The organism is Psychrobacter sp. K31L, from assembly GCF_017942195.1.
In the GTDB taxonomy this organism is placed as follows: Bacteria; Pseudomonadota; Gammaproteobacteria; order Pseudomonadales; family Moraxellaceae; genus Psychrobacter; species Psychrobacter glaciei.
In genome coordinates, this window is the sequence record NZ_JAGKSC010000003.1 from 208,514 (window position 1) to 220,880 (window position 12,367).

Below are 12,367 nucleotides of genomic sequence, written 5' to 3' on the forward strand. Positions count from 1 at the left end.
TTTTATGCTTTAACTTATAAAGTCATGTGCTTTTTTAGGGCGTGTCCTCACTTTGAAAATGAGATAAATTGAGAACATGCCCTAAGCTAGCCGCCCTACTTATTCGCGGCACCTAGTACGCTCGTTAAGCTTTCAAGCACATGTTTAGAAGACACGGCTTGCTGTAAATCTAACAGCTTATCATGCGCCATCTGACGACGTGGCTCAGCCAAGGTATTCCAGCGTGCTAGCACTTGCAACAAACGCGATGCTAAGACAGGGTTGGCATCATCCAACTTTTTAATCACAGCGATATAGATATCTAACCCTTCTGCCGTCCATAAGACGGTCGGCTGCGAGGTAAAAGCACTGATGACTGAGCGCACACGATTGGGCGTATTCCAATCAAAATCAGTATGAGTGAGCAACGATTGGATAGCTTCAGTAGTGACCGTATCAGCTGATGCTTGCACGCTAAACCATAAATCAATGACCAAGTCATTAGCTTGAAAACGTTGATAAAAATCTGCCAAATAAGCATCGGCATCTGCCAGTTGATGATTGACCATCACCTTTAACGCGCCGAAACGCTCTGTCATACAGCTGGCATTATCATACTGCTGCTGTGCCCATTCATTGGCACCATCAACGTTAGCCGTCAATGCCATGTCTAATACCACATTGCGCAAGGCACGCATACCGCGAGCTTCGGCGCTATCTTCATAAGACTGCATTGGCAGCTGTTTATAAAGTGTTGCCCATTGATTTTTTAAAGCATCTGCTAGCTGTTGATATAAGCCTTCGCGCTGTTGTTTAACCAATTCTGGGTCGTAATCTGTATGAATAGCAGATGCCAGCTCTTGCGCTGATGGGATATCGAGCAAACGCGCTGCCAACATAGCATCGTCAGTAGCCAATGCAGGTAATGTCTTGGCGACTGCTTGCAGATAGACGTCAGGACTGCTTTTCGAGCCTCGTCCCTGTAGTAAAATGCGATTTACCAGCATTTGTGTCACTTGCCAGCGGTTAAAACCATTGGTTTCATGCTTAAGCAAAAATGCCAAATCTTCATCTTGATAATCATAATTAAGCTGGACTGGCGCACTAAAATCACGTAGCAGCGATACGACCGGCTCACCAGCCACATTTTCAAAGACAAAGGTTTGCGTTGCTTGATCGAGCAGCAGCATACGCTCGGTAACGATGCCACCAGAATCTTTGTCAAATAATGCGGTCGCTACGGGAATTGGTAAAGGTTTAGGCGCATCAAAACCACTAACATGACGGGTTTGCTGACTTAAAGTAATGGTTAACGTTTGCGTGGCGCTATCGTAATCTTGATGACCAGACACCACTGGCGTACCGGGCTGACGATACCAATCAATAAAGTCTTCAATTTTATCATCAGTAATACTAAGCGCAGACAAGAAGTCCTCAACGGTAACCGCTTGCCCATCGTAACGACGGAAATACTCATCCGTGCCTTTACGGAAGTTATCAGCCCCCAAGGTATTGGCAATCATACGGACAATTTCAGCGCCTTTTTCATAGACGGTCGTCGTATAAAAGTTATTAATCTCGACGAAACTTTCAGGGCGTACAGGATGCGCAAGCGGCCCTGCGTCTTCGGCAAACTGATGGGCACGCAAAGTCGCGACATCATCGATACGCTGTACGGCACTTGACTGTTGATCAGCTGAAAAGGATTGATCACGGTAGACGGTAAAGCCCTCCTTCAAGCACAGCTGGAACCAATCGCGGCACGTGATGCGATTGCCCGTCCAGTTATGAAAGTACTCATGCGCGATGATGGCTTTCACACTAAAGCTACGCGAGTCCGTCGTGGTCTCAGGGCTAGACAATACACAAGCAGTGTTAAAAATATTGAGACCCTTGTTTTCCATTGCACCCATATTAAATTGACTAACGGCGACAATCATATAGCGGTCTAAATCATAAGCGCGGCCATAATTGACCTCATCCCATTTCATTGAATCTTTTAGGGCTTGCATACCGACATCACACTTATCGATATCGGCAGACTTGGCGTATATTTCTAGTAAAACGTCTCGACCTTCGCTGGTAGTATAAGAATCTGTCAATACATCCAAATCAGCGACGACACAGGCAAACAGGTAGCTTGGCTTGTTGGTTGGATCGTGCCAGATCGCATAATGACGGTCTGGCGCATCTGCGACCTCGCCTGCTTCAACCAAATTACCATTGGCTAGTAGTGTCGGATAGCGCTTATCCGCCTCAAGACGGGTGGTGAATATCGCGAGCACATCAGGGCGATCTGGATAAAAAGTAATCTTGCGAAAGCCTTCTGGCTCACATTGAGTCACAAACATGGTGTCGTCGCCGCTACCCGCCATATAAAGTCCTTCTAGGGCGGTATTGGTCTGCGGGCAGATGCGTACTTGAATCTCTAAAACAAGCTCATCAGGTACATTCGCAATCGTCAACGTGCCTGCTTGCTGTTGATAATCCTCAACCGTCAATGGCTTACCATTCATCGTAACGGCGATTAGATCCAACTCCTCACCGAATAATACGAGATCTCCTGCTGTTTGACGTACCATCTTCAGGGTGCTGTCTACCTGTGCATGATCTTCGAACAGCTTAATATCTAAATCAACCGTTTCCACATCAAAGCTTGGTTTTTTATAATCTTTTAAGTTGATTTTACTTGGTGCATGCGGCGGCACATCTGGCATGTCAGGATTGATAATTTGAGCATCGGTTTCAGCAGTGGACATAGGGATTCCTATTATTATTTATGGTAAAAAGCATGATAAATTACGTTGTAACGGGTAATCAATTAGCACAATTTTTATGATTGTTAGAATGATAGCGACATTTAGGGCCTATCATCAATTAGCACATTGATACATTTAGCGGTCTTAAAATGGCTAAATTTTGCCAAACATCGTCAGCAATCTTGTCAACATGTTCATATTTACGTCCATTCCTTTCTTGTTTGACTGCAATTTTCCTCAGTTTAAGCCTCACAATCTAAATGATGACACGCCCTAGCTACATTGACCTAAACAACCAAATTTCAAGAGCCATCCTTCAGGTTATTACGCCTATCATCCAAAACAAAGATCCAAAACGTCAATCATCAATTGGATAGTATCAATGAAAATGATTTAATAGAGGCACTGATCACTAATACTTAATAAACGGCCTATTTTATGACAACGCAACCTACTAGTCGCGCAACCATTACCTTACCACTTTTGATGGATTACATTGATGTACTATTGCCATCGTTAGCAATAAAGGTAGCCACACCAGAAACACCTGAGCAAACTACTGCTATTAGACAAACTAGTGCTAGCTCTGATGGTAGCTCCAATGACAGCTCCGAGCTGCTATGGGTTGTGCAAGATAAAACTGAACGTTTGGCACTACAGACATCCCTAAAAAATCTCGATAATAAAAAAGGGAAAACACATTTATCAACGTTGTCAGAACTCACCCAGCAGCAACTCCCTGAACGTTATGAGCTCGCTTGCTTTTGGCTACCCACCTTATCAGCAGAGCTGCTACCCCAATATATCCCATTACTCATGCGCTATCGTGATCTTTATGCCGCGCACCTACTGATTGCACTCGATAGCACCCTAGACTTAAAAGCTTATGGCTTTACGCCATTTGATATTTTAAGCGAACCTTCTTTGAAAGACGCTGGTAGCCGTGCTATTCATGCCTCTTCGTCAACTGACTCATTGCCAACACTGTGGCAGTTTAATTTGTACGATTATAAGCAATTACCCAACTGGTTGAACGCTGACTACTGGGCCAATCCTGAAAACTGGGGCAAGCATCGCTGGTAGAAGTCGAAAGGTTATTTGAATACTGTAGAGCCGATTATGTAATTTATAGATTGTTTACAGTAATACTACTTACATAAAGTAACATTTAGTATATGATAGATGATAATTGCCTAATTTTTATCATTAGCAGTTCAGAACAACAAATTTTATTAAAATTTCAGGAGCTCATCATGTCAATCAGTTTTTCTAAGATCGCTGTCCTCGCTGTACTCTCAAGCGCCGTTGCAATAACCACTGGTTGTGCGACTAAACGTACTACCTCTGAAGTCGTGGTTGCGCCATTAGGCATCCCAGGTGGTCAAGTCGGCTACAACGGTGCCGTGATTGTAGATAATTCAAGCGCAGTTATTACTGGTGCTGAGAATCTGCAAGCGGTTGTTTACTTTGGCTTTGACAGCAGTGAAATCACCTCACAAGCGGCAAGCGTCTTGAACCAACACGCAGGCTTGTTGAGCTCAAACCCAGCCGCTGGTGTTGTTATCGCTGGTCATACCGATGAGCGCGGTAGCCGTGAATACAATATCGCTCTTGGCGAACGTCGTGCCCAAGCAGCACGTAACTACCTTGCTGCTCAAGGTGTTGCTGTTAACAATATCCGTGTCATCAGTTATGGTGAAGAGCGTCCTGCTGCTGCCGGCAATACTGAAGACGCCTATGCACAGAATCGCCGTGCTGAATTGTCTTACTAAAACCGGTACAACTGATAACAATCAATAAAGCGTCATTTGCTTTATAAAAGCCCAGTAATATTAATATTGCTGGGCTTTTGAGTTTTTATTGCGCTAAGATAATGGAATCACTCATTTCCAAGCTTTTTATGCTAAAAATAGCTAACCCATTAATGATTATTAAATATAAACAATGCCAACCTTACCGTTAACTCATATTCAGTACACCCAGCTCGATCCGATGACATGGTGCGCAACCGCACAGGTGAGCGAACCGCTGTATGTAAACACTAAAGCTATATGGGGTAAATCGACACGCTTATCAGTTTCCCATACCTTAGATACGGATTTTCATAAGATACCTCGTATTAACTGGTATTACTATCCCTTGCAAAGCCAGTTATCCGTAAAAGAAGTTGCTCACAACCAACGTCAACGGCAGCGTAAAGGCGTTCGGTTACTGCTAAAAGCCTTACTCAATAAGTTAGAAATCACTGATATCTTAAATGAATCAAGCTTCCCCTATCGACTGGTTGAGAGTCAACATTATGTATGTTTCAGTCATACAGATATGGGTCATCGAAGTGATAGCGGTAAAGATTCTGAGCATAACAATAATATAACCCCAAGCAATTATATCGCAGTAGTCATCAGTCATCATCATGCCGTGGGGATCGATATAGAAACCAATGAGGTTGCATGGCATGTGGCGCAGCGTTTTTATCATCCTCATGAAACTGCTGCATTACAAGCATTACCCAAAAGTGAGCGTAATGCTCTCACTAAACTGCTATGGCAAATAAAAGAAAGTTTTATCAAGGTTTATCAGTATAAGTTGGCACAAGGCTTAGGAATAGATTATTCCTACTTAATACCTAGCCTGATCAACATCATCAATGAAAATACTGCTTTATCTGTCATCAGCGATAATAAGGCTAACTATCATATTGTCGTTTTGCCCTCTCAGCAAACTGTTATTGTTTTTTAAATAATATTTGCAACAATCTCCGCAGATAATACTTCCTCTTTATTTTAAACGAAAAAAAGCGACCCGAAGGTCGCCTTTTTTTACGCTTAATCTAAATACAGTGCTTAGACTGTGATTAGATTAGAAACGGTAAGTTGCACCAAGTTTAACAATTGGGAACCACTCTAACCAATCTTTATCTTCAAGTTCTTGCTCAGCGATATTAGCAACTTCGCTGCCTTTGATGGTTTGAGTAACGCCTTGCTCATCTGTGTAATTTACGTCTGCATCTGGGTTAGTTGAACGAACCTTAGCATCTGTTTTACCCATATATGCTGCACCGATTTCGCCGAATACACCCCAATTGTTGCCGATGTTAGGACGGAAGCCGATAGTACCATAAGGTGCTAGCTTGTTACGATGCTCTAAGCTACCTTCTAAGTTACCAGTTTGAGCAGCATTGTATTGAATACCGTCAAGCTCGAAGAAATCACCATCAGCATTAGCAGTTACGTCGATATCGTTGTCAGGAACGATGATACCAGCACCCATAGTGAACCAGTTAGCTACAGGACGGTATTGAACACCTAGGTACGGGTTGCTGAAATCTGCATCAACTTCATAGTTTACGTCGTCAGCGTCAAAATCACCGCCGAAAAGGTCAGCTACATCACCACCTGCCCAACCGGCTTGTAGTTCAGTTTTGTCATTCATTGCCCAAGCAACGTTAGCACCATAACCTAGTGTACCAACTTCAGCACTAACAGCGGCTGGATTAACAGCTGTTTGGAAGAAAGTTTTAGTACCACCAACAACTGCACCAGTCGTGTTACGTACTATGCCAGCATCAGCATTGTATGCATAAGCAGGCTCAGCTTGGTAAGCAACAGCTACAGGCTCAGCTTCGTATACGACGGCATCAGCACTATCAACAACGATAACAGGTTCAGCAGCTAGAGCCGCAGTTGATGCTAAGATAGCAGCAGAGATTGCAGATAATTTAATAAGTTTCATAATTACTCTCCTAAAGTGTGAAATAACTCGCCCGTAAAAAATGATAATTTAGCTTTTTTTAAACCACCATTTTGTTGAGCAGATTAAAACAATTTTGACTCAAAAAGTCACCCCTATTGACGCGCTTTTTATTTGCCATTATGTAAAGATTGCATAGAAATTGTAATAATTACTACACTAACCCGCAAAACTTCATGTTCCTGTTACACAACGCTCTCAAAGTAACTCAAGAGCACAGACATGAATATCAGCTGGCTTAATATTCATGTGATGGTATTACAAAATATGTCATTATGATGAATGAGCCGCTGAACCAACTCAATAGTAGTTAGTTAGCTTATTACTACCATTTGTTGTGATTTGTGAGTTGACGTATCTTTTATTACTTATATAAAAATTCACGCTAACAAATAAAACGATATAAATGATCTCATATAACGAGACTAACGCTTGCCTCAACCGAATATTATGCTAAATTAGTTGTTATGATAGATTTGTTATAGAACGTCAGTAATGTCACTATTTATCTTATTTATGAAAATCTTGTGATGCTGTCTGCTTTATTTCTTTACTCCTACTGAGCCATACATATGCCTAAAGTATCGTCGATTACCCGTGTACTAGAAATCATAGAAGCGGTGTCCTATGCTTCAAAACCGCTTTCTCCACTTGAGCTCTCACAGGAACTAGACATTCCTAAACCGACCATCCATAGATTAATTCAAAACTTAGTTGATGATGGTTTTTTGACCGTTGATATTGGTGGCGGTATTATTCCTGGTAAGCGGGTACGTAATCTGAGTGTTGAGCTCTGGCAACAACGACTGTTCTTTAATGAAAGGCAGATGATCCTGCAAAAGCTGGTTAACGAAATTAAAGAAAGTTGCGGGATTGGTATTCCCTATCATATGGATATGATTTATACCAACCGTGCACAAACGACCTTACCATTGCAGATTTATCTCCCTGTAGGGGCAAAATCACCCATGTGGTGTACAGCGACAGGTAAGCTATATTTGAGCCAGTTGTCTCATACTAGCCGTCATAAAATATTGCAAGGTTTGCCACTAGATAAGTTCACCAAAAACACTATCACCGATATTGATGCATTGAATGCTGAGCTTGATCGTATCGCTGATACTGGTATCGGCATCGACAATGAGGAGTTTATCTCTGAGATGGTGGCAGTCGCTGTGCCTATATTGGACAAGAAGTCACGCTATCTGGCTTCATTATATCTGCACGCACCAACCATACGCGTGTCGCTAGACGAGCTGTTGACCCATGTACCACGACTGCGAAAAGCCGCGCAGGATGTGCAGACGCTAGTATATGACCTACAAAGTTAACAACATTGACAATCAAAACCAAACTCAAAAAAAAGGTCTGCGCTATAATACTAGCGCAGACCTTTTTTTTATCTATAAGTCTTGGTATTTCTAAGACAGCAACGATGCGTCATGACGACCCATGATGCTAGAAAAGTCCCTATCACCATTCTCTACTGTGTGAGCTTCATACAGCTCTGTCGCCTTGGCACCCATTGGTGTCTCAACATTGGTGTCCTGAGCGGTTTGCATCGCAAGATTCAGATCTTTTTGCATCAGCTTACTCATAAAGCCGCCTTTATAACCATTACTGGATGGCACATTTTCCATCACTTGCGGATAAGGGTTATAGACTTCTAGTGTCCAGTTACGACCTGAGCTTTGTAGCATAATATCTGACAGCACCTTAGGGTCTAAGCCGTTTTTGACACCCAAATTGATCGCCTCTGCCGTCCCTGCCATGAGAATACCTAACAGCATGTTATTACAGATTTTTGCGACTTGTCCGGCACCGTGGTCACCTGCATGAAAGATGTTTTTGCCCATAACGGCTAGTATTGGCTCTGCTTTGGCAAACGCATCAGCACTGCCGCCTACGATGAAAGTCAAACTGCCTGCAATAGCGCCGCCCGTACCGCCTGAGACTGGCGCATCTAGGAAGTCGATGCCAAGCTCACTTGCCGCCTCTGCTACCGTCCTTGCATCAGCTGCGGCTATCGTACTGCTATCGATGACCAAGGTGCCTTTTGGTAAATTCGCCAGCAGACCACTATCTCCAAGATAGACAGAATGGACGTGCTTGCCAGCTGGTAACATACTAATGACGACTTGGGCATTGTTTGCAGCATCTTTCGGGCTATCCGCCACGCTAGCACCCGCTTGCTGTAAGCGCTGAGTCGCGTCCTCAGACAAATCATAGACAGATAACGCATAACCTGCTTTTAACAAGTTTTCTGCCATCGGTGCGCCCATATTACCAAGCCCAATAAAGGCGATATTTGGCTTAGTAGTATCGCTACTGGTGGCATTTACATCCTTTGTATTCATCTCATCATTCCTTGATGGTTAAGTATTGATCATACGTGCAGGCATTGCTTGCTACATATAATGCTACATATATAGTTGTATGCTGTTTATTTGAGTTTAATTTATATTTAATATTTATATTGAATTGACACATGCAGTCTTTAACGCACCAGCTGATTGCCTGCTGCCTCATCACCCAACCAATCGCCCAAGGGATGCTCGCCTTTAGAATAAGGGTTCACAAAGTGCTGATGAATGTAATTCTGACCTTCGGTACTGAGACAGTCGGCTAATGAACGCGACCATTGCGGATTGCGATCTTTATCAATCAATAGCGCACGTACGCCTTCTCTAAAGTCAGGATTGGCCGCACAATGTACCGCCACATTGGTTTCTAAATATAGAACCTGCTCTATCGATAAATCTGTGACTTTATGATAAAGCGCATAGGTCAAAGCAACGGTCACTGGGCAACCTTGGCGATAAGTGGTCACTGCTCGCTGCGTCCAGCTATCATCAGCAAAGTTTGCATCTAGATTTGCCAATGCCTCGTCGCTTTGTAGGAGCGCATCAATATCGCCTAGACCACCGCTATTCATCAACTGCTGGATAGGCTGCCAGTATGTTGCTAGCTTACTAGCAGGCAACTCGGCAACAGGCTGTGCTGCCAGTGCGCGGCTAACGATACTGTAGGCACTATTGTTATCACATTTATCCGTACTACTAGCTGCAACCTGCCAATCGCTCTGTTTTAAACTTTGTATGACGGCATCATAATCACTACTGGCGACAGCATACTCTGCAAGGTTAGCCAACATTGCATCGTTACCATTACACATCGCACCCGTTAGCCCCAAGAACAAACCTGCTTTGGCTGGCATACGCTGTAAAAACCAACTGCCAGAAGCATCGGGGAACAGTCCAATAGTCACTTCTGGCATCGCAAAGCGGGTGCGCTCGGTGACCAGACGATGGCTGCAACCTGACATCAATCCCATACCACCGCCCATAATAATGCCGTCACCCCATAGTATTAATGGCTTAGTATAAAAGTGCATTTGGCGGTATAGACGATATTCATGGCTGAAGAACTCAGTGGCATAAGGGTTTGGCATTGGCGCAGTTTCCGACATACTGTCATAAAGCTTGCGAATATCTCCGCCAGCACAAAACGCCTTATCGCCTGCTCCTTTTAATAGTATCGCCACTACGTGCTCATCATTTTGCCATTGCTCAAGATGATGCGATAACAATTGACACATCTCAACACTTAAGGCATTGAGTGATTTTGGGGTATTTAACGTCATGATACCAATGAGATGGCCACACTCTGTCGGTTCAGTATTAAACAATACAGGCGCTGCTTGTTTTGTGTTTTCTGTTGCTGCTGTCATAAAAGAGACCTACCAAAATTAAAATGAGTAAAGTAAATATCAGGACATGCCTACAGACTATTTATTTTGCCAAGTAGGTTTGCGCTTCTCTAAGAATGCTTGTACCCCTTCGCGCTGATCGTTGGTGTCAAACAATTTCACGAAAGCTTCGCGCTCATGGATAAGGTTTTGCGCAGGCGGAGTATTTCTAGCGGCTTGGATAAGTGTTTTAGAATAACTGACGGCAACGGGTGATTGCTTAGCGACTTTTTGCGCCAATGCTTGTGCTGCTTGTAGCCCTTCCCCTTTAGCAGCGAGTTCTTCAACCAAGCCGATACGTAATGCGGTATCTGCATCAACGCGCTCGCCGCACAATATCATGCGCTTTGCCCAACCTTCACCCACTAAAGCTGTTAGATTTTGGGTGCCACCCGCGCATGGCAATAAACCAACACCAGCTTCTGGTAAGGCCATCTGCGCATGTGCTTCTGCGATACGAATGTCACATGCCAACGCACACTCAAGTCCGCCGCCCATGGCATAGCCGTTGATAACCGCAATACTGACACCGCGATAAGCCGACAATGCTTCAAACGCGTCGCCAAAAGCGATGGCCATGCTTATTGCTCGACCCTTGTCACCATCTGAGAAATTATTTAAATCCGCACCCGCTGAAAAGAACTTCTCACCATCGCCATGAATGATTAAGGCATAAACATCATCATTGGCGTTAAGATCAGTCACCAGCTGCTTTAGCGCTGGCAGACTATCCATTGTCCATGTATGGGCTGGCGGGTTATTCAATGTCACAGTAGCAGTATGACCGTCAATCGATAACTTGAGATTGGTATAATCCGTCATAAATAATCCTTTATTTTATCTGAATTTGGTATGGTTTATTGGTTAGGCGCTAGGTACAAAAGCTGCAGCTCATCATAGCTAAGCCAGATCAGCTGACTAATGCAGTTAACGTAATTGATCCAACGCATCGTCCTGTAATAGCTGACGCGAGACAATCACTCGCATGATCTCATTAGTGCCTTCCAAAATCTGATGTACACGCAAATCTCGCACATGGCGCTCAAGTGGATATTCATTTAAATAGCCATAGCCACCGTGTAGCTGTAGCGCTTCATTGGCGACATCAAAACAAAGGTCAGTCGAGAGACGCTTTGCCATGGCGCAGTAGGTAGACGCTTGTCCATCATTGTTATCGACTTTACTAGCCGCCAAATACAGCATTTGCCGTGCAGTAATGGTTTGCGTCAGCATGTCAGCAAGCTTGAACTGTACTGATTGCAAGCTTGCAATCTGGCTACCAAATTGACTACGCTCCTGCACATAATTGGTTGCGGTCTCTAGCGCTGACTGTGCCGTACCAACTGCACAGATACCGATATTGATACGTCCACCATCTAAGCCTTTCATAGCGATACGAAAGCCTTGACCTTCCTCGCCTATTAAGTTTTCTGCTGGCACTTTGACGTCTTTAAAGCTAATGGTTCGCGTTGGCTGCGCTTTCCAGCCCATCTTATGCTCATTTTTGCCATATTCAATACCAGCGCTATGCGCATCGATAACGAATGCTGAGATGCCCTTTGGTCCTGCGCCACCTGTCCGTGCCATTACTACCAAGACATCAGTCTCACCAGCACCGGAGATAAAGGCTTTTTCTCCATTAAGCACATAATGGTCGTCTTGCTTATCAGCCTTGGTACGCAATGAGGCCGCATCAGAACCAGCATTAGCTTCCGTTAAGCAGTAGCTGCCCAGCCATTCACCGCTGACCATCTTCGGCAAATATTTTTTGCATAGGACATCGCTACCATATTCACCGATCATCCAGCCTGCCATATTATGAATGCTCATATAAGCCGCCACAGACGTATCACCCCATGCCAACTCTTCAAAAACCATAGCAGAATCTAAGCGCGGTAATCCTAAACCGTCATAGTCTGGATTGGTATACAGCCCCAAAAACCCAAGCTCACCTGATTTTTTGATAACATCGACTGGGAAATGTGAGGTGCGATCCCACTCAGCGGCATTTGGCTTTAGCTCTTTTTGCGCAAACTGTCTGGCAGTTTGGCGAAAGGCAATTTGGTCGTCTGTCAATGAGAAATCCATAAGATCATCCTTGTGCTTGCAAAGCAAATATGGTGACTCAGGT

Annotated in this window: 10 protein-coding genes; 4 read left to right on the forward strand and 6 right to left on the reverse strand. The window is 43.9% G+C overall.

Translation table 11 applies throughout. The features are described 5' to 3' along the window. Positions 1–95: 95 nt before the first annotated feature. Positions 96–2,696: an aminopeptidase N gene (gene pepN / locus J5X94_RS06380; protein WP_210540829.1), complete on the reverse strand. Its 2,601-nt coding sequence runs from the start codon at positions 2,694–2,696 to the stop codon at positions 96–98. Between the two features lie 480 nt (positions 2,697–3,176). Between pepN and J5X94_RS06385 the strand changes: the two genes are divergently transcribed. The 3 genes from J5X94_RS06385 (at position 3,177) to J5X94_RS06395 (ending at position 5,477) form a co-directional block, all read left to right on the forward strand. Further along, positions 3,177–3,821, forward strand: coding sequence for a DUF6231 family protein (locus tag J5X94_RS06385; protein WP_210540658.1), 645 nt, complete (start codon positions 3,177–3,179; stop codon positions 3,819–3,821). 170 nt (positions 3,822–3,991) lie between these two features. After that, positions 3,992–4,510 (forward strand): peptidoglycan-associated lipoprotein Pal, encoded by a 519-nt coding sequence (gene pal, locus J5X94_RS06390; protein WP_194619911.1) that lies wholly within the window; start codon positions 3,992–3,994, stop codon positions 4,508–4,510. 172 nt (positions 4,511–4,682) lie between these two features. Next, positions 4,683–5,477, forward strand: a complete 795-nt coding sequence (locus J5X94_RS06395) for a 4'-phosphopantetheinyl transferase family protein (protein WP_210540659.1) — start codon at positions 4,683–4,685, stop codon at positions 5,475–5,477. A 120-nt stretch (positions 5,478–5,597) separates the two neighbouring features. Here the strand turns inward: J5X94_RS06395 and J5X94_RS06400 are convergent, their stop codons facing one another. Beyond that, a complete protein-coding gene (locus tag J5X94_RS06400; protein WP_194619913.1) occupies positions 5,598–6,470 on the reverse strand; it encodes a hypothetical protein in 873 nt (290 codons plus the stop codon). A gap of 590 nt (positions 6,471–7,060) precedes the next feature. Between J5X94_RS06400 and J5X94_RS06405 the strand changes: the two genes are divergently transcribed. Beyond that, complete coding sequence (locus J5X94_RS06405; protein WP_194619914.1) at positions 7,061–7,819, forward strand: IclR family transcriptional regulator; 759 nt, start codon at positions 7,061–7,063, stop codon at positions 7,817–7,819. Positions 7,820–7,909: 90 nt separating this feature from the next. Here J5X94_RS06405 and mmsB read toward each other — a convergent pair whose 3' ends face one another. The 4 genes from mmsB to J5X94_RS06425 form a co-directional block, all read right to left on the reverse strand. Further along, complete coding sequence (gene mmsB / locus J5X94_RS06410; protein WP_210540660.1) at positions 7,910–8,845, reverse strand: 3-hydroxyisobutyrate dehydrogenase; 936 nt, start codon at positions 8,843–8,845, stop codon at positions 7,910–7,912. A 140-nt stretch (positions 8,846–8,985) separates the two neighbouring features. Continuing rightward, positions 8,986–10,218: an enoyl-CoA hydratase/isomerase family protein gene (locus J5X94_RS06415; protein ID WP_210540661.1), complete on the reverse strand. Its 1,233-nt coding sequence runs from the start codon at positions 10,216–10,218 to the stop codon at positions 8,986–8,988. Positions 10,219–10,275: 57 nt separating this feature from the next. Beyond that, positions 10,276–11,058 (reverse strand): enoyl-CoA hydratase, encoded by a 783-nt coding sequence (locus J5X94_RS06420; protein ID WP_210540662.1) that lies wholly within the window; start codon positions 11,056–11,058, stop codon positions 10,276–10,278. 105 nt (positions 11,059–11,163) lie between these two features. After that, positions 11,164–12,324 (reverse strand): acyl-CoA dehydrogenase family protein, encoded by a 1,161-nt coding sequence (locus J5X94_RS06425; RefSeq protein WP_210540663.1) that lies wholly within the window; start codon positions 12,322–12,324, stop codon positions 11,164–11,166. Positions 12,325–12,367 lie beyond the last annotated feature (43 nt).

Bases quoted from the DNA above. Each gene is read 5' to 3' on its own strand.
- pepN (WP_210540829.1), bottom strand. From the start codon at position 2,696: ATGCCAGATGTGCCGCCGCATGCACCAAGTAAAATCAACTTAAAAGAT.
- J5X94_RS06385 (WP_210540658.1), top strand. From the start codon at position 3,177: ATGACAACGCAACCTACTAGTCGCGCAACCATTACCTTACCACTTTTG.
- pal (WP_194619911.1), top strand. From the start codon at position 3,992: ATGTCAATCAGTTTTTCTAAGATCGCTGTCCTCGCTGTACTCTCAAGC.
- J5X94_RS06395 (WP_210540659.1), top strand. From the start codon at position 4,683: ATGCCAACCTTACCGTTAACTCATATTCAGTACACCCAGCTCGATCCG.
- J5X94_RS06400 (WP_194619913.1), bottom strand. From the start codon at position 6,470: ATGAAACTTATTAAATTATCTGCAATCTCTGCTGCTATCTTAGCATCA.
- J5X94_RS06405 (WP_194619914.1), top strand. From the start codon at position 7,061: ATGCCTAAAGTATCGTCGATTACCCGTGTACTAGAAATCATAGAAGCG.
- mmsB (WP_210540660.1), bottom strand. From the start codon at position 8,845: ATGAATACAAAGGATGTAAATGCCACCAGTAGCGATACTACTAAGCCA.
- J5X94_RS06415 (WP_210540661.1), bottom strand. From the start codon at position 10,218: ATGACAGCAGCAACAGAAAACACAAAACAAGCAGCGCCTGTATTGTTT.
- J5X94_RS06420 (WP_210540662.1), bottom strand. From the start codon at position 11,058: ATGACGGATTATACCAATCTCAAGTTATCGATTGACGGTCATACTGCT.
- J5X94_RS06425 (WP_210540663.1), bottom strand. From the start codon at position 12,324: ATGGATTTCTCATTGACAGACGACCAAATTGCCTTTCGCCAAACTGCC.